This window comes from Arthrobacter sp. QXT-31, from assembly GCF_001969265.1.
GTDB lineage: Bacteria > Actinomycetota > Actinomycetes > Actinomycetales > Micrococcaceae > Arthrobacter.
In genome coordinates, this window is sequence record NZ_CP019304.1 from 3,611,504 (window position 1) to 3,635,170 (window position 23,667).

Consider the following 23,667-nt stretch of genomic DNA (forward strand, 5'->3'; position numbering starts at 1 on the left):
TGGCCGGAATACCCTCCCAGCCAAGGACGTTCCCCTTCATATGACTACCAAGAGCCCTCTGTTGTCGCGCCCTGGCGCCGTTGAAGCGGGCGGCGCCGACGCCGGCGTCGCATCCCACTATGGCGAGCCGCTGCGGGAGCAGCGCGCCCTGGCTGCCGGAACCGCCGTCGTCGATCTTTCCCACCGCGGCGTGGTGACAGTCACCGGTCCGGACCGCCTGAGCTGGCTTAACACGCTGTCCTCGCAGCAGGTCACCAACCTCCAGCCCGGGGAGTCCAGCGAGCTGCTGCTCCTGAGCGTGCAGGGCCGCATCGAGTTTGATGCGCGTGTAGTGGACGACGGCGGGACTACCTGGCTGATTGTTGAGGCCGCCGAGGCGGGCCCCCTGGCCGAGTGGCTGACCAAGATGAAGTTCATGCTCCGCGTAGAGGTCGCGGACGTATCGGCGGACTGGGCAGTGGTGGGGTCCACCAAGGCTGTGCCGGAGTGGTCCGGCCTGCTGGTCTGGCAGGACCCCTGGCCGCATGTCGGCGCCGGCGGCTACTCCTATGCGGTGGTTCCGGAGGACACGCACCCGGGCGCGGAGCGGCCGTGGTTCGAGTACCTGGTACCGGCGGCGGAGCTTGAGCAGACGGTGGGGGACCGGAAGCTCGCCGGAGTCCTCTCCGCCGAAGCGCTGCGTGTGGCCGCCTGGCGCCCGCGGCTTGGCGCTGAAACGGACGACAAAACCATTCCGCACGAGCTGGACCTGCTCCGGACCGCAGTGCACTTGGCCAAGGGGTGCTACAAGGGCCAGGAGACAATCGCCCGTGTCCACAACCTTGGCCACCCGCCGCGGCGGCTCGTGTTCCTGCAGCTCGACGGTTCGCAGCACACCATGCCAGCCCCCGGCAGTGAAGTCCGGGTGGGGGAGCGCAAGGTGGGCACGGTGACCTCGGTGGCGCAGCACTACGAGATGGGTCCGATCGCGCTGGCTGTCATCAAGCGTTCGGTCGCGCCGGATGAAATACTGACGGTTATGGACGGTGACGAGCCGTACACAGCCGCGCAGGAAGTAATCGTGGCGCCCGACGCCGGACAGGTCGTCGGAAGGCAGACAGGATTCCTGAGGGGGACCCACAGATGACAGATTCCACCGCGGCCGGAACCGGCGCTTCCGAGCAGCCCGCTTCACAGCCTGTGTCGCAGCAGCCGGACGAGGAGACCCTCGAGCTGGCGCGCACCCTCCTCGACGCCGCCCGCAACGGCGAGACCGAGTTGCTGCGCAGCTACCTCAACGCAGGCGCCCCCGCAACGCTGACCAACTACGCCGGCGACTCGCTGGTCATGCTCGCTGCCTACCACGGCCACGCTGAAACCGTGCAGCTCATCCTGCACCACGGCGGTGACGCCAACGCCGCCAATGACCGGGGACAGACCCCGCTGGCCGGCGCGGTGTTCAAGGGCTACCCGGATGTTGTCCGGGCACTGGTGGACGCGGGTGCAGATCCCGACGCCGGCTCGCCCTCAGCACGTGATGCCGCCCGGATGTTCGCCCGCGACGACATCCTGGAATTGCTGGGCTAGGTCTTTGGAGAAGGTCAGCAGGCCCTGGCCTGCCCTCTGGTCCCTCGTCATCGGGTTCTTCATGATCCTGATCGACACCACGATCGTCTCGGTGGCCAACCCGCGGATCATGGAGGGGCTGGATACGGACATTAATGCCGTCATCTGGGTCACCAGCGCCTATCTGCTCGCCTATGCGGTGCCGCTGCTGATCACCGGCAGGCTGGGCGACAGGTTCGGCCCGAAGCGGCTGTACCTGTCCGGCCTTGTGGTCTTCACCCTGGCTTCCTTGGGCTGCGGGCTGTCCGGCACGGTTGGAATGCTCATCGCCGCCCGCGTCCTGCAGGGCCTCGGGGCAGCCCTGATGGCGCCGCAGACCATGGCCGTGATCACCAGGATCTTCCCGCCGGACGGGCGGGGCGCCGCCATGGGCCTCTGGGGCGCCACCGCCGGCGTGGCCACGCTTGTGGGACCCATCCTGGGCGGCGTCCTCGTGGACGGCCTGGGCTGGGAATGGATTTTCTTCATCAACGTGCCCGTCGGGATCGTGGGCTTCATCCTGGCCTGGCGCTTCGTTCCGTCCCTGGCCACCCACCCGCACAGGTTCGACATTCCCGGGGTGGTGCTCAGCGCCGTCGGGCTTTTCCTGCTGGTGTTCGGCATCCAGGAGGGCGAGACGTACGACTGGGGCACCATCACCGGGCCGGTCACCGTGTGGGGGCTGATCATCAGCGGCATCGTGGTGCTGGCGCTCTTTGTTGGCTGGCAGGCGGCCAACAAGGGCGAACCGCTCCTGCCGCTGGCCCTCTTCAGGGACCGCAACTTCTCGCTGGCGAACATTGGCATCACCACTGTCGGATTCACCGTCACCGCCTTCGTGCTTCCGCTCATTTTCTACTACCAGATCGTGCGGGACATGACCCCCACGCAATCCGCCCTGTTGATGGCGCCGACGGCGCTGATCTCCGGTGCTTTGGCGCCCCTGGTGGGCAGGATCATCGACCGGGCGAACCCCAGATACATCACGTCCGCTGGCCTGCTGCTGATGGCCCTGGCGCTGTTCTGGAATTCCGCGCTCATGCATCCGGACACCCCCGTGTGGCTTTTCCTGCTGCCAAGCGCATTGCTCGGCTTCGCAAACGCCGGCATCTGGGCACCCCTGAGCTCCACCGCCACCCGCAACCTGCCGATGCGGCAGGCGGGGGCCGGCGCGGGCGTCTACAACACGACGCGGCAGATCGGCGCCGTCCTCGGCAGTGCCGCCATCGCCGTCGTTATGCAGGCCCGGCTCGCTGCGGAGCTTCCGGCGGCCACCGGGACGCCCGGGGTCGCCGGTGAAGCAAGTGGCTTCGGCGGCCAGTTGCCCCCGGCCCTCCATGACGGCTTCTCGACGGCGATGGGACAGTCGATCATGCTGCCTGCAGCTGTTATTGTGCTCGGCGCCGCGGTGGCCCTGTTCTTCGCCGGGCACAAGCCGGTGCAGGGATGGGGCGGGCAGCAGCCGGCATCCGGCCAGGACGCGGAGACGGCAGCGCGCTGACGCTGGACGGCTGCGCTGTCCGGCGCCTAGCCGAGCAGCACGCTGGTCTGGATGCCCCCGGTGGAAAAGCCCAGGCTGCGGGCCGTGGCCAGTGAGCCCTTGTTGCTGACGTCGGTGCGCCACTGCAGCGTCAGCCCCGAGGCCAGTGCCTCGTGGGCAGCCACCGAGGCGGCCAGCGATCCCAGTCCGCGGCGCCGCCACTCCGGCGCGACGAGAACCCCCATGTGGGCGAGGATCCCTTCCCATTCGGAGTAGGCGCCGCAGGCCACCGGCACCCGCTGCCCCTCGTCGTCGTGAATGATGGTGTAGCGGTTCTCGAGGTCGGACAGGCCCACCTCGTTCACGTCATCGGGCGGGCACAGTCCCTCGAGTTCGATAGCCTCCGGGTTGCCGTGCGACACCGTCAGCTCCTCCGCCGGCTGCAGCAGCGGCAGGTCGTCCGCGAAGAAGAGCGCGGCCGACCCCTGGCCATGGCCGCCGTGGCGGCGGGTGATGGTCAGCAGGGTGACGTGCTGGGCCATCTCCTCATCGGAAATGCCGGCAGCGGCGTCCACCGCCCACTCGGGACCCACCAGGGCCGAGCTGCCGAACAGACGGACGAACTCCACCGAGTGCGCGGCGTCGTCAACCCTGGTGATCCGCTCCCCGGTTTCCAGCGCGCGGGCGAAAGCACCGTCGTCGAGCCCCAGGCGGCGCGCCCAGGCAAGCTGGATGATGGCGGCGGATCCGGGGTCAAGACTCATGCTCCCAGCCTACCGATCCCCGCCACCGACGGGCCCCACTCCACACGGTCCCGGCGCGAACGTACAGTTGTGGCCCCAATTCGCCACGGAAATGGGGCCACAAGTGTACGTTCGCGCTATGAGAAGGTGTGGGCAGGGCTCAGCCGAAGAGGACGGCGGCTTCGTCGTAGCGGTGCTGCGGAACCGTCTTGAGCTTGCCCAGGGCGGCATCGAAGCCCACATGGTCGATGTCCGTGCCGTTCAGCGACACCATGGTGCCCCAGCGGCCGTCGGTGACGGAGTCGATGGCCGCCATGCCGAGGCGGGTGGCCAGGACGCGGTCGAATGCGGACGGGACGCCGCCGCGCTGGATGTGGCCCAGGATGGTGGCGCGGGTTTCGATGCCCGTGCGGGCTTCGATCTCCGGGGCCAGCTGGTCGGCGATGCCGCCCAGGCGGGGCCGGCCGAAGGTGTCCAGGCCGCGCTCGGAGTGCGGTGACTCCATGTGTTCCGGGACGAAACCTTCGGCCACCACGACCAGCGGCGCACGGCCACGGTCATGGGCCTCGGTGACCCATTTGGTGATCTGTTCGATGCTGACTTTCTGCTCCGGGATGAGGATGGCGTGGGCGCCTGCGGCCATGCCGGCATGCAGGGCGATCCAGCCGACGTGCCGGCCCATGACCTCGGCGATCATGCAGCGGTGGTGGGATTCGCCGGTGGTCCGCAGCCGGTCGATTGCCTCGGTGGCGATCTGGACGGCGGTGTCGAAGCCGAAGGTGTAGTCGGTGGCGTCGAGGTCGTTGTCCACGGTCTTCGGGACGCCGACGATCTTCAGGCCGGCGTCGGTGAGGCGCTTCGCCGCGGCGAGGGTTCCTTCGCCGCCGATGGCGATGATGGCGTCGATCCCCAGGCGGTCCATGTGTGCCTTGATGACGTCCGGTCCGCCTCCGTTCTCGAACGGGTTGGTGCGCGAGGTGCCCAGGATGGTGCCGCCCTGCTTGGCAATACCGCGGACAAGCGTACGCGGAATGGGGATGATGTCACCCTCAACCACTCCGCGCCAACCGTCGAGGAACCCCACGAATTCGTGGCCGTGGATGGCAATGCCTTTGAGGACGGCGCCGCGGATAACGGCGTTCAGTCCGGGGCAGTCGCCGCCGCTGGTGAGGATTCCAATTTTCATTTTCTTGGCTCAAATCCTGGTTTCGAAGGGTTTACGGGCAGAGCGCCACGCTGAGCTCAATTAGAGATTCTACTGGTGAGTGTGCGGTAGGACACAAACAGTTACACCGCAGGGGAGCCCGGACGCCGGGATCCGGCAGCGGCCGGGACAACGGAATGCCCCCGTTCCGGAGGGAACGGGGGCATTCTCTGAAGGGCCGACGGCGGGTGCCCGCCGACGGTGGCTGCTACTGGCCGATGCCGCGCTTTCCGAGGAAGGACTCAAGCGGGATCGAGTTGTTCTGGTCCGGCAGGATCAGCCACGCCGCCAGGTAGAACACAACGGCCGGGCCGGGCAGCAGGCACAAGACGAGGAAGCCGATCCGGACGAATGCCACGTCCACGTTCAGCTTCTGGGCGATTCCGCCGCACACGCCGCCGAGCCAGCGCTGCGGTCCGCGCTTCAGGCCAAGGCCCCTGACAATGCTGAAGAACTTTTCCATGGTTCAAGACTTCCCGTTTGTTGCGCCGTTGTCACGTTTCCGTGCTGAGAGCAGGCCGCCGATCACCAGTGCGGCTCCGGCTCCGATCATCAGGCCGATCAGCACATACGTCCCGTTCAGGACCACGATGCCCAGCTGGGAGATGACGATCAGGACGGCCAGGGCGAGGACGACGAGGCCCCAGACGATGGTGCCTACCCGGGCCGGTGCTTCAGCAGGTTCGTCCCTGTCTCCGATGGAGGGTTTGGGTGCAGGGTTTCGTTCCGGAGCCGGATCAAAACTGTTCATGTCAGTTTCCTTCCTGGATGGTGACGTTGCTCACGGTGCCGTCGATCTGCAGGATCAGCCGCGCGCCTGGCTTGTCCGAGTTGTAGCTGCTCTGCCGGGAGGTGATGCCGCCGCGGCTGCCCGTGCCCTCATTCAGGTTGCCCAGGGTCATGTCGGCCCGGACATCCACCGGCACAGTGCGCGGGATGACAACCGTCAGGTTGCTCGCGGTGGCGTCGAGGGGAATTACGACGTCGGTGCCCAGGGGCGGGTTCAGGTCCAGGCCGGACAGGTCGACAGTTCCCCGGCCTCCGGTGATCTGAAAGCCCTCACGGGCCTGTTCGATGGTGACGGGATTCCAGTCTGCGTTCTGGAAGCGGAACCGGTCGCCGTTGGGCACCGCGCTGAAGACGCCTCCGACGATGAGCGCCACCACGGCGAAGAATCCGAGGATGCCGGAGGTCCTGCCGCGCAGGCCGGCCAGCAGGATGCCGAGTCCCAGGACCGCCGCACCGGCTGCCCAGACCACAGCGTTCGCCGAGCTGCCCAGCTCAATCAGGTTGCCGGCGTCGAGCGCCTTCAGTGCCCCGCCGGCCAGCAGCGCCAGTCCGGCGGTGATGGCTACGGCCGGCGCGCCCGGGCCGGCCGGCTTCGGCTTGGATGCCGGAACAGGGGCCGGGACGGGTGCAGGCCGCCACGGCGGCAGGCCACCGTGGGAGCCCGAAGGGGAGGCCGGGCCGTATGGTTCATTGGCGCCGTATGACGGGATGGCGTCCGGCGTCGGAGGCACCGTGTAGGGCTGGGTTGGGGCAGGGCTGGCGGCAGCGAAGGAGGACGCCGGGAACGGTGAGGATTCGGCTGCAGCAGCTGACGGGCTGCCGGGGGTTGCGTAGCCGTAGGACCCACGGGCGCTGTCTATCGGTGTACCGGCGCGGTTCTTGCTGCGCTGGGTCAGGTAGTAGATCAGGTAGATCACCCCGCCGATCCAGAACAGCGCCCAGAAGAAGCCGAAGCTGTCGTGGCCCCATCCCCAGAAGCCGCCGCCCATGCCGGTGAGGCCGATGATCGTGGTGATGAGCGCCCCCGTCATGCCGGTGCTCCAGCGGCCGGCGCCAGCCTCCTGGGTGTGGATCCGGCCGTCGGGCTCAGGCAGCAGGGCCCAGCCGAGGCCGTACAGGAGGATCCCGATGCCTGCGAACAGCGTCAGCACGATGAAGATGCCGCGCACGATCAGCGGATCGATCCCCATCCGTTCGGCGATGCCGCTTGAGACGCCCCCGATCCAGCGGTCGCGGCCCCGGTGGACGCCGTGACTGCGGATCCAGTCGAAGAAGTTCAGTGGCTCGGCGGTCCCGCCGCCGCCGGAAGCAGCGTACGCGGATGCGCCGTAAGCCGGCCCGGCGTGGCTTCCCGATGGCGGCGGGAACAGCGGTTCCGTCGGGTTTTCCCGTGGTGTGGGGTTTTCCGCGGCTGTGGCGTTCTCCGGTTCCCCGGAGTTTTGGGGTGCGTGCTCCGGTTCCTGGCCGGCGTTGCCCCCGGACGGGGTGGCCGGGTGGCCTTCACTGGGGTTGGGGTTCTGCGAGTTCATACTTCGATACTGCCGTTTGAGCTGGTCAGCCTCTATTGGGGAACACCCTGAGCCGTCCCTGACTCGCCCCGGGTTCACCCTCAGATCGGGCCTCGGGAACCCTGAAACGTGTTTGGATTGATGCATGACCACAGCCCCTGTCCGCCCTCCTCTGGTCCGCAGCAGCGACCGGGTGATCGCCGGTGTCTGCTCCGGCCTGGCGGTGCACCTGGGCTGGCCGGTGCGCATGGTCCGGATCGGCATGGTGGTGGCCGCCTTTGCGGGCGGTGCCGGGCTCGCGTTCTACGCGTGGCTGTGGATCATGGTTCCCACCGCGGATGAGAACGCCAAGCGCAATGCCCGCCGCCCGGCGTCGCCCATTGCTCCGGCCGTGAGCCTGCCGCCGGCGGGCATCCAGCAGGCCCCCGCCGTCCCTTCCTCGCCCGCGTCAGGCTCGCCGTTGGGATCAGGCTCCCCGTCGGCGGGGGAGTACGACGCCGGCACCGCCTCCCAGCCTCCGGAACCTGCCGCTGTGGCCGGGCCCGGCACATGGTTCCGGGTCCGGAGCATGCGCTACGGTAAGGAGATCCTGCTGGGCGCCGGGCTCCTGCTCGTCGCCGCGATCCTGATCGCCAGGCTGCTGGGCGTGGAGGTGCCCCTGGGCACGCTGATCCCGGCGGCGGCAATACTCGGCGGCGCGGCAATTGCCTGGATGCAACTGGATGAAACCCGCCGCGCCGGGCTCGTCGACAAAACGAAGGCGGATCAGGCTGGCGGCTGGGCGCGCCTCGCTGCTGGCCTCGCACTCGTGGTGGCCGGGGTACTGGTCATGGTGTCCGGGTCGGGCTCATGGGAGCAGACCTGGCTCGCGCTGCTCGCCTCCGTAGCGGTACTGGGCGGAGTGGCGCTGGTGCTGCTGCCCTGGGGGCTGAAGTTCTGGCGTGACCTGGAGGCCGAGCGGGCCGGCCGGGTGCGGGAGACCGAGCGCGCCGAGATCGCCGCCCACCTGCACGACTCCGTGCTCCAGACGCTTGCCCTGATCCAGCGCCGGGCAGGAAACGAGCACGACGTCGTCCGCCTGGCCCGGGCCCAGGAGCGCGAACTGCGGGGCTGGCTCTTCAAGGACCCCGCCGCCGACGCAGGCCAGCTCTCGGATCGGATCAAGGCCGCCGCGGCGGAGGTCGAGGACGGCCTCGGGCACGCCGTCGACGTCGTGACCGTGGGGGACGCGGGGATGACCGAACGCCACGAGGCGCTGGTCCAGGCCAGCCGCGAGGCCATGCTGAACGCTGCCCGCCATGGCGGCGGTCCGGTCTCCGTCTACCTGGAGGTGTCCGACGGCGGCGCGGAAGTCTTCGTCAAGGACCGGGGCCCGGGCTTCGAGCTGCACAACGTCCCGCACGACAGGCTGGGTGTTCGGGAATCGATCATCGGCCGGATGAAACGGCACGGCGGAAACGCCGATATCAACAGCGGACCGGACGGCACTGAGGTGCGGCTCAGGCTGCCTGCGGAGGCCGGGGAGAACGGGGAAGGGAAGTCATGAGCACACCAGCAGGGGCGGCCGCGGCGGGAAGAACCGTACGGGTCGTGATCGTTGATGACCACGCAATCTTCCGCTCCGGCCTCAAAGCCGACCTGGACCCGAGCGTGGTGGTGGTCGGGGAGGCCGGCACCGTGGAACAGGCCATCGACGTCATCGCTGCCGCACGGCCCGACGTCGTACTGCTGGACGTGCACCTGCCCGGCGGACGCGGCGGGGGAGGGCGGGAAGTCATCGCCGGATCGGCGGCGCTCCTCGGAACTACCCGGTTCCTCGCCCTGAGCGTGTCCGATGCCGCCGAAGACGTCGTGGCCGTGATCCGGGCCGGTGCCCGCGGCTACGTCACCAAGACCATCTCCGGGGCGGAAATCACGGACGCCGTGTTCCGGGTTGCCGGCGGAGACGCCGTGTTCTCGCCGCGCCTGGCCGGCTTTGTCCTGGACGCCTTCGGCACGGCCCCGGCCGACATTGCCGACGACGAACTGGACAAGCTCTCAGCCCGCGAACTCGAGGTGATGCGGCTGATCGCCCGCGGTTACAGCTACAAGGAGGTGGCCAAGGAACTCTTCATCTCGATCAAGACCGTGGAAACCCACGTTTCGGCGGTGCTCCGGAAGCTGCAGCTCTCCAGCCGCCATGAACTGACCAAGTGGGCCGCCGAACGCCGCCTCCTCTAGCGCCGGCCCAGACGCTCTCTCACTTCCTGCCGCTTAACCCCGAACGCTCTCTCACCGGGTGAGAGAGCGTTCGGGGTTGCCGTGCAGGAAATGAGAGAGCGTGCCGGGTTACTGGGCCTTGCCGAGGAAGTCCTGCAGGCGGCCGACGCCGGTGGCGAGGTCCTCATCGCCCAGGGCGTAGGAGAGGCGCAGGTAGCCGGACGGGCCAAAGGCTTCGCCGGGAACGACGGCGACCTCCACCTCGTCCAGGATCAGTGCGGCCAGCGCGGCGGAAGTTTCGGGCCGGACCGGACCGTTCGCCGTCGGGAATTCCTTACCCAGCAGCCCGCGGACGTCGGCGTACACGTAAAAGGCGCCCTTCGGCGTCGGGCATTCAACGCCCTCGATCGCGTTGAGCCCGTCCACGATGGCCTTCCGGCGGCGGTCAAACGCGACCTTCATCTCGTCCACCGCGGTGAGCGGACCGGAGACAGCGGCCAGGGCGGCGATCTGCGGGATGTTGGAGACGTTGGAGGTGGCGTGCGACTGCAGGTTGGTGGCCGCCTTGATGACGTCGGCGGGGCCGATCATCCAGCCCACGCGCCAGCCGGTCATCGCATAGGTCTTGGCCACACCGTTGAGGATCACAACCTTGTCGCCCAGTTCGGGGGCGGCGGTGGCGATGGAGGTGAACGGAACGCCGTCGTACGTCAGGTGCTCGTAGATCTCGTCGGTGACCACCCACAGGCCCTTGGCCGCGGCCCACTTGCCGATTTCAGCAACCTGCTCGGGGGAGTAGACGGAGCCGGTGGGGTTCGACGGCGAGACGAACAGCAGGATCTTCGTGCGGTCCGTGACGGCCGCCTCGAGCTGCTCCACGGTCACCAGGTAGTCCTGCTCCGGCCCGGCGAAGACCTCCACCGGAACGCCGCCGGCGAGGCGGATGGCCTCGGGGTAGGTGGTCCAGAACGGCGTCGGAACAATCACTTCGTCGCCCGGATCCACCAGGGTGGCGAACGTGTTGTAGACGGCCTGCTTGCCGCCGTTGGTGACCAGCACCTGGGAGGGGTCGGCCTTGTAGCCGGAATCCCGGAAGGTCTTCTCGGCGATGGCCTTCTTCAGCTCGGGGAGGCCGCCCGCGGGGGAGTAGCGGTGGTACTTCGGCTGGCTGGCGGCGTCGATGGCGGCCTGGACGATGTAGTCCGGAGTGGGGAAGTCGGGCTCGCCAGCGCCGAACCCAATCACCGGCCGGCCGGCCGCCTTCAGCGCCTTGGCCTTGGCATCAACGGCCAGGGTGGCGGATTCGGCAATGGCGGAAATGCGTTGGGAAACGCGGGCGGCAGACATGGCAGGTCCGTTCTTCGCTTGCAGCTGGAGAGCTGAATGGTGGAATTCGACGGAATCTACTCTATGCTGTTCACCGGATCGTTCGAGGTGGAACACGGATTTGTGACTGCGGTGCAGCGCGCCTCCGGAAGCTGAAAACGGTCCGAAGTGAGGCCGGTTCGACGTAAGCGCAGTTGTTGCGTAGACTGGTTCTCCGGTGTTGAAAACACGGATGATGACGTGCGCCCCAGATGGCCTTGGGGAAGTGCGGCCTGCATCGGTTTTCGATCCATAGGGTAGTGGCGCAATTGGTAGCGCAGCGGTCTCCAAAACCGCAGGTTGCAGGTTCGAGTCCTGTCTGCCCTGCGCAGGCTGTTCCGGCGAAAAGCCGGGGCAAGCGCAGCAACAAAAAGGTTCAGTTCAGAGCCGGGTAATCCGACTTGCGAGGATGAGTGAGGAACAGGTGACCGAAACAGCTGCAAGCAGCTCCAAGGGCCGCCCTGCCAAGAAGGCCGCCAAGGCCGGCTTCTTCGCTCGTATCGCCCTCTTCATCCGCCAGGTCATTGGCGAACTGAAGAAGGTCGTCGCCCCGACCCGCAAGGAACTGATCAACTACACGCTCGTGGTGCTCGTATTCGTAGTCATCATGATGGTGATCGTCACTCTGCTGGACCTGGCGTTCGGCAGCGCGGTGAGCTGGATCTTCGGCGGTACAGGCGCCACGGACCGCTAAAGGCGATCAGTCCGCAGACTGCGTGGACTCCCAACCGGAAACGGGAAAGGAGTTGCGGGGTGTGCGGAATTGAGCCATTTAACTAGGCAATTTAGCAATGAGGAAGCAGGAGACCAAGTGTCTGAGCAGGAGCTCGAGGTAACTGAGACTGAGCTGGATGAAACCCAGAACCCCGCGGCTGAGTCCGCCGAGGGCTCCGAGGTTGAGTCTGCTGCGCCCGATTCCGAAGGCGACGCCGATTACGAGGCCGACGCTGACGACGCCGAGACCGAAGACGCCGACGACGTGACCGGAGAGGACGCCGGGGAAGGCGCCGAAGGAACCGACGTCCTGGCCGCTGCGGCCGCCAAGGCCACCGACCCCGCCGAAGAGTTCAAGGCGAAGCTGCGCCGCCAGGAGGGTGACTGGTACGTCATCCACTCCTACGCAGGCTACGAAAACCGCGTCAAGGCCAACCTTGAGACCCGCATCCAGACCCTGGACATGGAAGACTACATCTTCGAGATCCAGGTGCCCATGGAAGAAGTCGTTGAGATCAAGAACGCCCAGCGCAAGGTCATCAACCGCGTCCGCATTCCCGGCTACGTCCTGGTCCGCATGGATCTGACCGACGCCTCCTGGGGCGCCGTCCGCCACACCCCGGGCGTCACCGGCTTCGTGGGCAACGCCCACAACCCCGTGCCGCTGCGCCTCGACGAGGTCTTCTCCATGCTCGCCCCGGTCTTCCAGGAGGAGCAGGCGGAGAAGGGCAAGCCGGCCAAGCAGCCTTCCGCCCCGGTAAACGTCGACTTCGAGGTCGGCGAGTCGGTCATCGTCAAGGAAGGCCCGTTCGAGACCCTTCCCGCCACGATCTCCGAGATCAAGGTGGACTCCCAGACCCTCGTGGTGCTGGTGTCCATCTTCGAGCGCGAGACCCCGGTCACGCTGGCCTTCAACCAGGTCACCAAGATCTAGCTGATCACCATAGATTTCGTTCCGGAACGGCCCGCTTTAGCTGTCCCGGAACGGCCGACCGCCTCGCCATGGCGGTCAACCACCTGAGGCACGCTCCTGTGTCCCAGGACGCATTTGAGAGAAGGACCCTACATTGGCTCCCAAGAAGAAGGTCACCGGCCTCATCAAGCTGCAGATCCAGGCAGGTGCCGCTAACCCGGCCCCGCCGATCGGTCCTGCGCTTGGCCAGCACGGCGTCAACATCATGGAATTCTGCAAGGCGTACAACGCTGCGACGGAAGCCCAGCGCGGCAACGTTATTCCTGTTGAGATCACCGTCTACGAAGACCGTTCGTTCACGTTCATCACCAAGACCCCGCCGGCTGCAGAGCTCATCAAGAAGGCTGCAGGCGTTGCCAAGGGTTCGTCCACCCCGCACACCGTCAAGGTTGCCAAGCTGACCCAGGCCCAGGTCAACGAGATCGCCTCCACCAAGATGGAAGACCTCAACGCCACCAGCCTCGAAGGCGCAGCGAAGATCATCGCCGGCACCGCCCGCTCCATGGGCATCACCGTCGAGGGTTAATTCCCCGCTGATGCGGCGGCATTCCCGGGCAACCGGGTACGACGCCGGGCAGCACCGCCGGGAAACCGGCACCACTGAAACATTGAAAATGCCGCAAGTCCGAAAAGATACAACAGCCGGACTCGCGGATGTGGCAGGGCCCAGCGCGGTCCGCAGACCACAACTGCACAAGGAGAAATAAGCAGCATGGCAAAGCGCAGCAAAGCATACGAGGCAGCCGCAGCCAAGATCGAGACGGAGAAGCTCTACGCTCCGTTCGAGGCAGTGACGCTCGCCAAGGACACCAACCCGTCCAAGTTCGACGCCACCGTTGAGGTCGCCTTCCGCCTGGGTGTTGACCCCCGCAAGGCCGACCAGATGGTCCGCGGCACCGTCAACCTGCCCCACGGCACCGGTAAGACCGCCCGCGTCCTCGTATTCGCGACGGGTGAGAAGGCCGAAGCAGCAATCGCTGCCGGCGCCGACTTCGTTGGTTCCGATGACCTGATCGAAAAGATCGCCGGCGGCTGGACCGACTTCGACGCAGCCGTTGCCACCCCTGACCTCATGGGCAAGGTTGGCCGCCTCGGTAAGGTCCTGGGTCCCCGTAACCTGATGCCGAACCCGAAGACCGGCACCGTCACCCCCGATGTCACCAAGGCTGTCAACGACATCAAGGGCGGCAAGATCGACTTCCGTGTCGACAAGCACTCCAACCTGCACTTCATCATCGGCAAGGTTTCCTTCGACGCCGTAAAGCTGGCCGAGAACTACGCCGCCGCTCTCGAAGAGGTGCTCCGCCTGAAGCCGTCCGCTTCCAAGGGCCGCTACATCCAGAAGGCAACGGTTGCCACCACGTTCGGTCCCGGCATCTCCGTTGACCCCAACGTCACCCGGGTTCTGACCGAGGCGTAAGTCTCACCGAGCTCACGGCCGGATCTCCGGCCAGCACCGAAGGACCGTCCGGCATCTGCCGGGCGGTCCTTTGCGTTCGCGGCGTTCCTTCCGGAAGCTGTGAAGTACGACGGCGGGACTCGGGTGGGCGGGCCAGTCCGCTGTGTTGGGGGTGCTGGAGGCGGCTCTGGAAGGGAGGGGCCGCGGCGGCTAGGCTGATGCGGTGACGACGCCTTCCTACCGGATCGAGCCGCTCTTCCTGCCTGCGTCGCTCGACGCTGCCGAGGCCGCAGACTTCCTCGAGTTCAGCGATCTCAGTGATGCCCTGGCGCTGGAGCTTTGGGGCAACCTGGACCGGGCGACTCCCCGCAAAGCCCGGCTGGAAGGGTGGCGCGACGACGAGTACGGGAAACTCCGGCTCTTCTTTGTGCGGCTTGACGGCCGCATGGTGGCAAGGTCTTGGATCAGGTTTCCGCAGCAGGAAAACCTGCAGGACGCGTTCCTTCGCGTGGACGTGCTCCAGGAGTTCTGCGGCCGCGGCATCGGACAGGCCCTCCTGCGGCATGTTGAGGCGCTGGCGGCCGAGGACGGGCGCAGCACCCTGCAGTCCTTTACGGAACACGCCCCGGGCTTTGACCCAAACGGTCCCGGGATTCTGAAGCCCGGAACGGGCACGGGCGGGGTCCCGGCCGCGGCCCGCGGAGTCCGGTTCGCCGTGGCGGCCGGCTACACCCTCGAGCAGGTGACGCGTTTCAGCGCACTGGACATGCCGCCGTCGGACGGTGTCCTGGACGCCCTGGAACGGGAGGCAACCGGCATCGCCGGGGATCAGTACGAGATCCTCGGCTGGACAGACCGTTGTCCCGATGAGTACGTGGAGCAGATGGCAGTGCTCATGTCCAAAATGAGCACGGACACCCCGGCCGGCGCGCTGCACTACGACGCCGAGGTGTGGGACGCCAAGCGGGTCCGGCACGTCGAGGACGAGTGGAAGCGGACGGGCCTGGAGTCGCTGGTGGCCGTGGCCCGGGACAGGGCGAGCGGCGAGCTGGCGGCCTACTCCGTGCTGCAGCACACGGGCGAAAAACCGTGGCTGGCCGAGCAGGATGACACGCTGGTGGCCCAGGCGCACCGCGGTCACCGGCTGGGCATGCTGGTCAAGGTGCGCAACCTCCGGCGCCTGCAGGAGGACCATCCCGAGGTGGAGCGCGTCCTGACATTCAACGCCGCCGAGAACGACCACATGCTCGCCATCAACCTGGCCCTGGGATTCCGTCCGGCAGGCTACGACGGTGAGTGGCAGCGCCGGCGTTAACCGGCATATGCTGGCGGCGGATACACCGCGTGGATTCAAGCCGGAGGCCTTCATGGCAAGCGGCGGAAACGGCTGGGGATATGGCAATAAACGTGCGGATCGAGCGGCTGCTGATTCCGGAGTCCGTGGACTCTCCCGATGCGGCGGACTTCCTCGCCGCGGTGGAAGTCGGGCGCAAGGTCCGGATGGACACCTGGGGCAGTGACGACCTCGCCTACACGCCGCTGGAGAAGCTGCTCGAACTGGACGACCCGTACGAACGCCAGGTCATCCTCGTGGCCAAGGTCGACGGCGAGATTGTCGGCGCCGTGGACATCGCACTTCCCCTGGCCGACAACCTCGACCTCGCCGAATTCACCCTGGACATCCTCCCTGAATACCAGCGCCAGGGCGTCGGCCGGCAGCTGCTGGAGGCAGCCGAACACTTCGCCCGGGAGGAGGGGCGCACCATGATCCTGGTTGACACCAACCACCCCGGCGCCTCCCTGCACGAATTCGCCCCCGAGCAGCTGGTGCCCGGATCGGGCCAGGGCTACGTGCCGCTGGGCAGCCGTGAGGTGGACTTCGCCCAGCGCACCGGCTACACGCTCCAGCACATCGAACAGTTCAGCTCATGCGCGCTGCCGCTGGACACCAAGCTCGTGGCCGAACTCGAGGCTGAGGCGCAGGAGGCCAACAACGGCCGGTACCGCCTGCACCACTGGACCGACCGTTGCCCGGAACGCTGGCTGGAATCTGTGGCAGCCCTCGAAAACCAGGCAGGCGGCGACGCCGGGCCGGCGGGGGACGGTGACATGATCTTCGACGCCCGGATCCTGCGGGAGGCCGAGGAAGTCACCATCTCGCAGGGGCGGCGGACGGTGGTGACCGCCGTCGAACACATCGCTTCCGGAACGCTGGTGGGGCTAACCACCATCAGCGTCCTGGCGCAGCGGCAGGACGTCGTCTTCCAGGACGACACCGTGGTGCTGCAGGCCCACCGCGGCAACAAGCTCGGCCTGCTGATCAAGGTGGCCAACATGGAGCGCCTCACCGAGCAGTTCCCCGCTGCGCGGGTGATCTACACCTGGAACGCACCGGAAAACCGGTATCTGCTCACGGTCAACCGCCAGCTGGGCTTCACGACGGCGGGAGTCACCGGGATCTGGCAGAAGGAACTGCCGGACCTGGGACCCAGCAGGAGCTGAGTGTACCGGCGCGCTTGGTGCACCCGGCCCGGCTGGCCGATTTGGTCATCCGCATAGCCCTCCCGTAAGCTTGAACTACCAAAGACCGTCGGTTGTTGGATTCCCACTCTTTCGAGCTCAGCTCAACTCTGCAGTTGTGTGCGGAAGAGCCAGTGGGTTTCCGGACGAAGGACCCTGAACATAGGGCGGCCGGCGCAGGTGAACGAAGCAAAGCTCCGCTGTCCTGGACTGCGTTGAGCCAAGCCCCGTGCATCTGCGCGGGGCGTTTTTAGTTTTAGCTCACCTGAGCGGGGACCCGGAATACCGGCACTATCCCCGGAAGGAGGGTTATGGCAACGCCTACCAAGGTTTCAGCAGTAGCTGAGATCACTAACGATTTCAAGGAATCGAACGCCGCTGTCCTGACCGAATACCGTGGGCTCACCGTTGCACAGCTCAAGCAGCTGCGTGTTTCTCTCGGCCAGGACACCAAGTTCGCGGTCGTCAAGAACACCCTGACCGCAATTGCAGCCAAGGAAGCTGGTGTCGAAGCATTCGACGGCCAGCTCGCCGGCCCCACTGCAATCGCGTTCATCAAGGGTGACGCAGTTGCAGCTGCCAAGAGCCTGACGGATTTTGCCAAGGCCAACAAGCAGCTGGTCATCAAGACCGGTTACTTCGAGGGCAAGGCACTGAACGCCAGCGAAGTTGCTGCCCTGGCAGCACTCGAGTCCCGCGAGCTGCAGCTCGCCAAGGTTGCAGGCGTCCTCAAGGCCCCTGCCGCCGCTGCTGCACGCATCATCGACGCACTGCGCCTCAAGCTTGAAGAAGAGAACGGTGCTCCGGCTGAAGCCGCAGCTCCCGCCGCTGAAGAAGCTCCCGCCGCAGAAGCAGCAGAGGCTCCGGCCGAAGCCGCTGCCGAAGAGAACTAACTCTCTCCCAATATGACTCCGGTGGAACGGACGGCATTCAGCCCCCGGCCACCTTTATAGGAAGGACGCCAACCATGGCGAAGCTCACCAACGAAGAGCTCATTGAAGCTTTCAAGGAACTGACCATCATCGAGCTCTCCGAGTTCGTCAAGCTCTTCGAAGAGACCTTCGAAGTTACCGCTGCTGCTGTTGCTGTTGCTGGCCCCGCTGCCGGTGGCGCTGCAGAAGAAGCTGAAGAGAAGACCGACTTCGACGTCATCCTCGAATCTGCTGGCGACAAGAAGATCGCAGTGATCAAGGAAGTTCGCGCCATCACCTCCCTCGGCCTCAAGGAAGCCAAGGACCTGGTTGACAGCGCTCCCAAGGCTGTTCTCGAAGGCGCCAACAAGGAAGCCGCCGAGAAGGCAAAGGCTCAGCTCGAAGAAGCTGGCGCCACCGTTACCCTCAAGTAACACTGCTTGTCCAGGAATCCCCGTCCACTCCGGTGGGCGGGGATTCCTGCGTTTAACCCTCCCTGCGTACGCTCAACCCAACTAGCTCGCAGTTGTTGTCGTTATGGGGCGTCAAAACGACAACAACTGCGAGTCAGTTGGGTTCGCTGATGTCCGCGAGTACCGCGCCGAGGGCCGAGACCAGGGCGTCGGCGTCCACGAAGGCGCTGTAGCCGTGCTGGCCCGCGCCCATGGAGATGCGCTTGCCGGCGATGGTGCGGTCGGCATAGACGGGCCACGCCGTGGTGCTGCCGAGCGGCGTGATGGTCCCGCGCTCATACCCGGTGGCTTCCAGGGCCACATCCGCGGCCGGGAGCGACAGCTTGTTGACGCCCACCAGGCTGCGCAGCTTGGGCCAGGAGATCTGGCGGTCGCCGGGGATGAGGGCGAACAGGAAGCTGCCGTCCTTGTGCTTCACCACGAGCGACTTCACGATGTCCGCCGGGCTGATGCCGAGGATCGCGGCCGCCTCCTCGAGGCTGTGGGCGGCCAGCCGCTCCACGAGCTGGACGTCCAGGCCACGCGCGGCGGCGTCGGCAAGGAAGCGCTCCCTGCCGGTGCCGCCGCCGCCCGTCCCGGTATTGCTGCCCGTCCCGGTATTGCTGCCCGTCCCGGTATTGCTGCCCGTCCCGGTATTGCCCGACGCCGGAACGGGGCTCATTTAGTCACCGGGCTCATTTAGTCGCCGGGTTCATCAGTCGCGGAACAGCAGGAGGGCCTCGCCCTGGCCGCCGCCTCCGCACAGTGAGACTGCCGCCTTGCCCTGGCCGCGCCGCTTCAGCTCATGAGCGGCATGGAGCGCCAGCCGGGCACCAGAGGCGCCGATCGGGTGGCCGAGGGCGATGGCGCCGCCGTGGATGTTGGTCTGCTCCAGCGGATAGTCGAGGTCCTTCAGGGACTGCACGGCCACCGAACCGAAGGCCTCGTTGATCTCGATGAAGTCCAGGTCCGCGGTGCTCCAGCCGGCCCGGTCAAGCGCGTTCCGGATGGCATTGGAGGGCTGCGAGTGGAGGGAGTTGTCCGGCCCGGCCACCTGCCCCGGCTTGCCCACAACGGCCAAGTACTCCAGACCGTTCTCCTCCGCGAACTTGCGGGAGGTCAGCACCAGGGCGGAGGCGCCGTCGGACAGGGGAGAGGAATTGCCGGCCGTGATGGTGCCGTCGGTGACGAAGGCGGCCCGCAGGCCGGCCAGGGACTCTACGGTAGCGTCCGGCCGGACGCCCTCGTCGGTGGAGACGACCAGCGGGTCACCCTTGCGCTGCTTGACGCTGATTGGGGAGATCTCGTCGTCGAAGACGCCGTTCTTCGAGGCGATGGCGGCGCGCTGGTGCGATTGGGCGGCCACGTTGTCCTGGGCGGTCCGGTCGATCCCCAGCGTGAGGTTCTTGGACTCCGTGGAAAGTCCCATCGAGTGGCCGTCGAAGGCGTCGGTGAGGCCGTCGTGTGCCGCCACGTCCAGCGCCTGGACGGTGCCGTAGTTCCAGCCCTGGCGGGAGCCGGGGAGGACGTGGGGTGCGCGCGTCATCGATTCCTGGCCACCGGCGACGACGACGGTGGCGTCGCCGGCGCGGATCAGTCTCGCGGCGTCGATCACGGCGGTCAGCCCGGAAAGGCAGACCTTGTTGATGGTCACCGTGGGGACGTTCCAGCCGATGCCCGCGCCGATGGAGCTCTGGCGGGCGGGGTTCTGGCCGGCCCCGGCCTGCAGGACCTGGCCCATGATGACGGCATCCACCTGATCGGCTTCCAGTCCGCTCGCCGCAATTGCCGCCTTGATGGCGTGCGTTCCGAGTTCGACGGCGGTGAAGCTCGCCAGCTGCCCGTTCAGCCGGCCCTGCGGGGTGCGCGCACCGGACAGGATGACAACATCGTCAGCGGAATTGCTCATGGTTGTTTCTTCCGATCTTTGGTCAATGGTTGGCCTAAGGGTATCGTGAGCCCGGTCACCTATCCATTCAACGCTGGGAAGGCGGAAGGCATTCCGGATAGGTGCCCGCAGCAACGGTGCTTGCATTCTGCTGGTAAGTGGGGTAGACACGCGTATGGTTTTGCCGTATCGTAGATATTTGCGTCTTCCCTGTTTACCTTCAGCCTTCATATAGCGGTGGGCTTAGCCTGTTAGCCGTTCCATCAATGTGCCGTGAACAACGTCACCAGCATGGGCGGAACCAGGTTCCGGGTCATATAGCGGAACCGGATGGTAGCACTGCGGAGTCACTTCGCAGGGTGAAAAGCGGGGGAGATCTGAAAACGCCTGAAGGTCTGTGGAAGGATCCCTCTTGGTCGCCTCGAGCACCTCTAATGAAAACAACGCTACCGCTATCAATGCCGAAAGCACCGACGGTGCGACTCGCCGGCTCTCATTCGCAAAGATTCACGAACCTCTTGACGTTCCGAATCTGCTTGCCCTGCAGACGGACAGCTTCGACTGGCTGGTCGGAAATGAACGTTGGCAGGCCCGCGTTGCGAAGGCCGTCGAAGAAGGCGACCTGAGCGTCGCCACCACCTCCGGTCTTTCCGACATCTTCGAAGAGATCTCCCCGATTGAGGACTTCCAGGGCACCATGTCCCTGAGCTTCTCCGATCCGGAGTTCGCTGATCCGAAGTACACCATGGCTGAATGCAAGGACCGGGACGCTACGTACTCGGCACCGCTGTACGTCAAGGCCGAATTCATGAACAACAACACGGGCGAAATCAAGCAGCAGACCGTGTTCATGGGTGACTTCCCGCTGATGACCGAGAAGGGCACCTTCGTCGTCAACGGCACCGAGCGTGTCGTCGTTTCCCAGCTGGTCCGTTCCCCGGGCGCCTACTTTGAGCGTGCCGCCGACAAGACCAGCGACAAGGACATCTTTACCGCAAAGATCATTCCGTCCCGTGGCGCCTGGTTCGAGCTCGAGATCGACAAGCGCGACCAGGTCGGCGTGCGCCTGGACCGGAAGCGCAAGCAGTCGGTCACGGTGCTGCTGAAGGCCCTCGGCTGGACCGAAGGCCAGATCCTCGAGGAGTTCGGCCAGTACGACTCCATGCGTGCAACGCTGGAGAAGGACGCCACCGAAACCCGCGAAGACGCGCTGCTGGACATCTACCGCAAGCTGCGTCCGGGCGAGCCGCCCACAGTCGAGGCTGCCCAGTCCCTGCTGGACAACCTGTACTTCAACTCCAAGCGCTACGATCTGGCCAAGGTTGGCCGCTACAAGATCAACCGCAAGCTTGGCATCGACCGCTCCCTTGGTGACAAGGAAGCCTCGGTCCTGCACGTTGAAGACATCGTCGCCATGATCAAGTTCCTCGTCGCGCTGCACGCCGGCGAGAAGACCATCATGGGCAAGCGCGACGGCGAAGACCACGAGCTGCGCGTCGAAATCGACGACATCGACCACTTCGGCAACCGCCGCATCCGCGCCGTCGGCGAGCTCATCGAGAACCAGGTCCGCACCGGCCTGTCCCGCATGGAGCGCGTCGTCCGCGAACGCATGACCACCCAGGACGTCGAGGCCATCACGCCGCAGACCCTGATCAACATCCGCCCCGTGGTGGCAGCCATCAAGGAGTTCTTCGGAACGTCCCAGCTGTCCCAGTTCATGGACCAGAACAACCCGCTCTCGGGCCTGACCCACAAGCGCCGCCTGTCCGCGCTGGGCCCCGGCGGTCTGTCCCGTGACCGTGCCGGCATGGAAGTCCGAGACGTCCACCCGTCGCACTACGGACGTATGTGTCCCATCGAAACCCCTGAAGGCCCGAACATTGGTCTGATCGGTTCGCTGGCGTCCTACGGCCGCATCAACCCGTTCGGTTTCATCGAGACGCCCTACCGCCTGGTCAAGGACGGCGTCGTTTCCGACGACGTCCAGTACCTGACGGCCGACGACGAGGCAGAGGTCCTGATCGCACAGGCCAACGCCCCGCTCGACGAGAACAAGCGCTTCGCTGAAGAGACCGTCCTGGTCCGTGCCCGCGGTGGTGGAGGCGAGCCCGTGCTCGTTCCCGCCGAGGACGTCCAGTTCATGGATGTTTCCCCGCGCCAGATGGTGTCCGTGGCTACCGCCCTGATCCCGTTCCTCGAGCACGACGACGCCAACCGCGCACTCATGGGTGCCAACATGCAGCGCCAGGCTGTGCCGCTGGTCCGTTCCGAGGCCCCGTTCGTGGGTACCGGCATGGAGCGTGCTGCCGCCGTCGACGCCGGTGACGTTGTCATCGCGAAGAAGCCCGGTGTGGTCACCGAGGTCTCCGCTGAACTCGTTGTCATGCTCAACGACGACGGCACGGAAACCAACTACCGCATCAACAAGTTCGCCCGCTCCAACCAGGGCAACTGCTACAACCACCGCGTTCTGGTGAACGAAGGCCAGCGCCTGGAAGTTGGCGGCATCATCGCCGACGGCCCGGCAACGGACCAGGGCGAGCTCGCCCTCGGTAAGAACCTGCTCGTGGCATTCATGTCATGGGAAGGCCACAACTTCGAGGATGCCATCATCCTGTCCCAGCGCATCGTGGCAGAGGACGTCCTTTCCTCCATCCACATCGAGGAGCACGAGATCGATGCCCGCGACACCAAGCTTGGTGCCGAGGAAATCACCCGTGACATCCCGAACGTGTCCGAGGAAGTCCTGGCCGGCCTGGACGAGCGCGGCATCATCCACATCGGTGCCGAGGTTGAAGCCGGCGACATCCTGGTCGGAAAGGTCACCCCGAAGGGTGAAACCGAACTGACCCCGGAAGAGCGCCTGCTCCGCGCCATCTTCGGTGAGAAGTCCCGCGAAGTGCGTGACACCTCCCTGAAGGTTCCGCACGGCGAGTCCGGCACCGTCATCGGCGTGCGCGTCTTCGACCGCGACAACGACGACGAACTGCCCCCGGGCGTCAACCAGCTGGTCCGCGTCTACGTGGCTGCCAAGCGCAAGATCACCGACGGCGACAAGCTCGCAGGCCGCCACGGCAACAAGGGTGTTATCTCCAAGATCCTCCCGGTCGAGGACATGCCCTTCCTTGCCGACGGTACCCCCGTTGACATCGTCCTGAACCCGCTGGGTGTTCCGGGCCGTATGAACGTCGGCCAGGTGCTGGAAACGCACCTCGGCTGGGTTGCCAAGACGGGCTGGAAGATCGAAGGCGAGCCGGAGTGGGCCAAGCAGCTGCCGAACCTGCCGCGCGAGAGTGGCCAGACCACTGTTGCAACGCCGGTCTTCGACGGCGCCCGCGAAGAGGAAATCACGGGCCTGCTCGACTCCACCAACGTGACCCGCGACGGTGACCGCCTGATCGACTCCTCGGGCAAGACGCGCCTGTTTGACGGCCGCTCCGGCGAGCCGTTCCCGGATCCGATCTCGGTCGGCTACATGTACATCCTGAAGCTCCACCACCTGGTGGACGACAAGATCCACGCCCGCTCCACCGGCCCGTACTCCATGATCACGCAGCAGCCGCTGGGTGGTAAGGCACAGTTCGGTGGCCAGCGCTTCGGTGAAATGGAAGTGTGGGCGCTCGAAGCCTACGGCGCCGCCTACACGCTCCAGGAACTGCTCACGATCAAGTCCGATGACATCCACGGCCGCGTGAAGGTCTACGAGGCGATCGTCAAGGGCGAGAACATCCCCGAGCCGGGTGTTCCCGAATCCTTCAAGGTGTTGATCAAGGAAATGCAGTCGCTGTGCCTGAACGTGGAAGTTCTTTCCACCGACGGAACCACGATTGAAATGCGTGACTCTGATGACGCAGTCTTCACGGCTGCGGAAGAACTGGGCATCGATCTGTCTCGTGCAGAGCCCAGCTCCGTAGAAGAGGTCTAAGGATTACGAC

General features: G+C 65.9%; 22 protein-coding genes and 1 tRNA gene. 15 read left to right on the top strand and 8 right to left on the bottom strand.

Annotation, left to right across the window (positions count from 1 at the left end; translation table 11 throughout):
- The first annotated feature begins 40 nt into the window (after window positions 1-40).
- The 3 genes from ygfZ to BWQ92_RS16370 are packed head-to-tail and all read left to right on the top strand — an operon-like array spanning window position 41 to window position 3,085.
- A complete protein-coding gene (gene ygfZ / locus BWQ92_RS16360) occupies window positions 41-1,126 on the top strand; it encodes a CAF17-like 4Fe-4S cluster assembly/insertion protein YgfZ (protein ID WP_076801173.1) in 1,086 nt (361 codons plus the stop codon).
- On the top strand, window positions 1,123-1,566 hold the full coding sequence (locus BWQ92_RS16365; RefSeq protein ID WP_236782984.1) for an ankyrin repeat domain-containing protein: 444 nt from the start codon (window positions 1,123-1,125) through the stop codon (window positions 1,564-1,566). The genes ygfZ and BWQ92_RS16365 overlap by 4 nt, the downstream gene beginning before the upstream one ends.
- Window positions 1,567-1,570: 4 nt before the next feature.
- Window positions 1,571-3,085 carry a DHA2 family efflux MFS transporter permease subunit gene (locus tag BWQ92_RS16370; RefSeq protein WP_076801175.1) on the top strand — a complete coding sequence of 505 codons (1,515 nt, stop codon included), beginning with the start codon at window positions 1,571-1,573 and terminating at the stop codon, window positions 3,083-3,085.
- 26 nt (window positions 3,086-3,111) lie between these two features.
- Here BWQ92_RS16370 and BWQ92_RS16375 read toward each other — a convergent pair whose 3' ends face one another.
- The 5 genes from BWQ92_RS16375 to BWQ92_RS16395 all read right to left on the bottom strand — a co-directional run bounded on the left by BWQ92_RS16375 (window position 3,112) and on the right by BWQ92_RS16395 (window position 7,329).
- Window positions 3,112-3,828, bottom strand: a complete 717-nt coding sequence (locus BWQ92_RS16375) for a GNAT family N-acetyltransferase (protein WP_076801177.1) — start codon at window positions 3,826-3,828, stop codon at window positions 3,112-3,114.
- 139 nt (window positions 3,829-3,967) lie between these two features.
- Entirely contained in the window at window positions 3,968-4,993 is a 1,026-nt protein-coding gene (locus tag BWQ92_RS16380; protein ID WP_076801179.1) for an ATP-dependent 6-phosphofructokinase, read from the bottom strand.
- 226 nt (window positions 4,994-5,219) lie between these two features.
- Entirely contained in the window at window positions 5,220-5,474 is a 255-nt protein-coding gene (locus tag BWQ92_RS16385; protein ID WP_076801181.1) for a PspC domain-containing protein, read from the bottom strand.
- A gap of 3 nt (window positions 5,475-5,477) precedes the next feature.
- Complete coding sequence (locus tag BWQ92_RS16390; protein WP_076801183.1) at window positions 5,478-5,762, bottom strand: hypothetical protein; 285 nt, start codon at window positions 5,760-5,762, stop codon at window positions 5,478-5,480.
- A 1-nt stretch (window position 5,763) separates the two neighbouring features.
- Entirely contained in the window at window positions 5,764-7,329 is a 1,566-nt protein-coding gene (locus BWQ92_RS16395) for a PspC domain-containing protein (RefSeq protein WP_076801185.1), read from the bottom strand.
- 124 nt (window positions 7,330-7,453) lie between these two features.
- Here BWQ92_RS16395 and BWQ92_RS16400 point away from each other — a divergent pair, with 124 nt between their 5' ends.
- Both BWQ92_RS16400 and BWQ92_RS16405 read left to right on the top strand, forming a co-directional pair.
- Window positions 7,454-8,854, top strand: a complete 1,401-nt coding sequence (locus tag BWQ92_RS16400; protein ID WP_076801187.1) for an ATP-binding protein — start codon at window positions 7,454-7,456, stop codon at window positions 8,852-8,854.
- Window positions 8,851-9,528 (top strand): LuxR C-terminal-related transcriptional regulator, encoded by a 678-nt coding sequence (locus BWQ92_RS16405; protein WP_076801189.1) that lies wholly within the window; start codon window positions 8,851-8,853, stop codon window positions 9,526-9,528. Before BWQ92_RS16400 ends, BWQ92_RS16405 begins: the two co-directional genes overlap by 4 nt.
- A 108-nt stretch (window positions 9,529-9,636) precedes the next feature.
- Here BWQ92_RS16405 and BWQ92_RS16410 read toward each other — a convergent pair whose 3' ends face one another.
- Window positions 9,637-10,854: a pyridoxal phosphate-dependent aminotransferase gene (locus BWQ92_RS16410; RefSeq protein ID WP_076801191.1), complete on the bottom strand. Its 1,218-nt coding sequence runs from the start codon at window positions 10,852-10,854 to the stop codon at window positions 9,637-9,639.
- Window positions 10,855-11,126: 272 nt separating this feature from the next.
- Between BWQ92_RS16410 and BWQ92_RS16415 the strand changes: the two genes are divergently transcribed.
- The 9 genes from BWQ92_RS16415 to rplL all read left to right on the top strand — a co-directional run bounded on the left by BWQ92_RS16415 (window position 11,127) and on the right by rplL (window position 17,823).
- Window positions 11,127-11,199 (top strand) — tRNA-Trp (locus tag BWQ92_RS16415).
- An 82-nt stretch (window positions 11,200-11,281) separates the two neighbouring features.
- Window positions 11,282-11,566, top strand: a complete 285-nt coding sequence (gene secE / locus BWQ92_RS16420; RefSeq protein WP_076801193.1) for a preprotein translocase subunit SecE — start codon at window positions 11,282-11,284, stop codon at window positions 11,564-11,566.
- Between the two features lie 117 nt (window positions 11,567-11,683).
- On the top strand, window positions 11,684-12,520 hold the full coding sequence (nusG, locus tag BWQ92_RS16425) for a transcription termination/antitermination protein NusG (protein ID WP_076801195.1): 837 nt from the start codon (window positions 11,684-11,686) through the stop codon (window positions 12,518-12,520).
- 133 nt (window positions 12,521-12,653) lie between these two features.
- Window positions 12,654-13,085 carry a 50S ribosomal protein L11 gene (rplK, locus tag BWQ92_RS16430; RefSeq protein ID WP_018760472.1) on the top strand — a complete coding sequence of 144 codons (432 nt, stop codon included), beginning with the start codon at window positions 12,654-12,656 and terminating at the stop codon, window positions 13,083-13,085.
- 186 nt (window positions 13,086-13,271) lie between these two features.
- Window positions 13,272-13,979: a 50S ribosomal protein L1 gene (gene rplA / locus BWQ92_RS16435; RefSeq protein ID WP_076801196.1), complete on the top strand. Its 708-nt coding sequence runs from the start codon at window positions 13,272-13,274 to the stop codon at window positions 13,977-13,979.
- A 202-nt stretch (window positions 13,980-14,181) separates the two neighbouring features.
- The gene (locus tag BWQ92_RS16440; RefSeq protein WP_076801198.1) at window positions 14,182-15,273 is read left to right on the top strand and encodes a GNAT family N-acetyltransferase; all 1,092 of its coding nucleotides are present in this window, start codon (window positions 14,182-14,184) and stop codon (window positions 15,271-15,273) included.
- 80 nt (window positions 15,274-15,353) lie between these two features.
- Window positions 15,354-16,460 (top strand): GNAT family N-acetyltransferase, encoded by a 1,107-nt coding sequence (locus BWQ92_RS16445; RefSeq protein ID WP_076801200.1) that lies wholly within the window; start codon window positions 15,354-15,356, stop codon window positions 16,458-16,460.
- Window positions 16,461-16,789: 329 nt separating this feature from the next.
- Entirely contained in the window at window positions 16,790-17,371 is a 582-nt protein-coding gene (rplJ, locus tag BWQ92_RS16450; protein ID WP_076801202.1) for a 50S ribosomal protein L10, read from the top strand.
- A gap of 74 nt (window positions 17,372-17,445) precedes the next feature.
- Complete coding sequence (rplL, locus tag BWQ92_RS16455; protein WP_076801204.1) at window positions 17,446-17,823, top strand: 50S ribosomal protein L7/L12; 378 nt, start codon at window positions 17,446-17,448, stop codon at window positions 17,821-17,823.
- Between the two features lie 133 nt (window positions 17,824-17,956).
- Here the strand turns inward: rplL and BWQ92_RS16460 are convergent, their stop codons facing one another.
- Entirely contained in the window at window positions 17,957-18,523 is a 567-nt protein-coding gene (locus BWQ92_RS16460; RefSeq protein ID WP_076801206.1) for an aminoacyl-tRNA deacylase, read from the bottom strand.
- Between the two features lie 33 nt (window positions 18,524-18,556).
- Window positions 18,557-19,750, bottom strand: coding sequence for an acetyl-CoA C-acetyltransferase (locus BWQ92_RS16465; RefSeq protein ID WP_076801208.1), 1,194 nt, complete (start codon window positions 19,748-19,750; stop codon window positions 18,557-18,559).
- A gap of 391 nt (window positions 19,751-20,141) precedes the next feature.
- Here BWQ92_RS16465 and rpoB point away from each other — a divergent pair, with 391 nt between their 5' ends.
- Complete coding sequence (gene rpoB / locus BWQ92_RS16470) at window positions 20,142-23,657, top strand: DNA-directed RNA polymerase subunit beta (RefSeq protein WP_076801210.1); 3,516 nt, start codon at window positions 20,142-20,144, stop codon at window positions 23,655-23,657.
- Window positions 23,658-23,667 lie beyond the last annotated feature (10 nt).

Coding starts and splice junctions, on each gene's coding strand:
- ygfZ (WP_076801173.1), top strand. CDS start 41: ATGACTACCAAGAGCCCTCTGTTGTCGCGCCCTGGCGCCGTTGAAGCG.
- BWQ92_RS16365 (WP_236782984.1), top strand. CDS start 1,123: ATGACAGATTCCACCGCGGCCGGAACCGGCGCTTCCGAGCAGCCCGCT.
- BWQ92_RS16375 (WP_076801177.1), bottom strand. CDS start 3,828: ATGAGTCTTGACCCCGGATCCGCCGCCATCATCCAGCTTGCCTGGGCG.
- BWQ92_RS16380 (WP_076801179.1), bottom strand. CDS start 4,993: ATGAAAATTGGAATCCTCACCAGCGGCGGCGACTGCCCCGGACTGAAC.
- BWQ92_RS16385 (WP_076801181.1), bottom strand. CDS start 5,474: ATGGAAAAGTTCTTCAGCATTGTCAGGGGCCTTGGCCTGAAGCGCGGA.
- BWQ92_RS16390 (WP_076801183.1), bottom strand. CDS start 5,762: ATGAACAGTTTTGATCCGGCTCCGGAACGAAACCCTGCACCCAAACCC.
- BWQ92_RS16395 (WP_076801185.1), bottom strand. CDS start 7,329: ATGAACTCGCAGAACCCCAACCCCAGTGAAGGCCACCCGGCCACCCCG.
- BWQ92_RS16400 (WP_076801187.1), top strand. CDS start 7,454: ATGACCACAGCCCCTGTCCGCCCTCCTCTGGTCCGCAGCAGCGACCGG.
- BWQ92_RS16405 (WP_076801189.1), top strand. CDS start 8,851: ATGAGCACACCAGCAGGGGCGGCCGCGGCGGGAAGAACCGTACGGGTC.
- BWQ92_RS16410 (WP_076801191.1), bottom strand. CDS start 10,854: ATGTCTGCCGCCCGCGTTTCCCAACGCATTTCCGCCATTGCCGAATCC.
- secE (WP_076801193.1), top strand. CDS start 11,282: ATGAGTGAGGAACAGGTGACCGAAACAGCTGCAAGCAGCTCCAAGGGC.
- rplA (WP_076801196.1), top strand. CDS start 13,272: ATGGCAAAGCGCAGCAAAGCATACGAGGCAGCCGCAGCCAAGATCGAG.
- BWQ92_RS16445 (WP_076801200.1), top strand. CDS start 15,354: ATGGCAATAAACGTGCGGATCGAGCGGCTGCTGATTCCGGAGTCCGTG.
- rplJ (WP_076801202.1), top strand. CDS start 16,790: ATGGCAACGCCTACCAAGGTTTCAGCAGTAGCTGAGATCACTAACGAT.
- rplL (WP_076801204.1), top strand. CDS start 17,446: ATGGCGAAGCTCACCAACGAAGAGCTCATTGAAGCTTTCAAGGAACTG.
- BWQ92_RS16460 (WP_076801206.1), bottom strand. CDS start 18,523: ATGAGCCCCGTTCCGGCGTCGGGCAATACCGGGACGGGCAGCAATACC.
- BWQ92_RS16465 (WP_076801208.1), bottom strand. CDS start 19,750: ATGAGCAATTCCGCTGACGATGTTGTCATCCTGTCCGGTGCGCGCACC.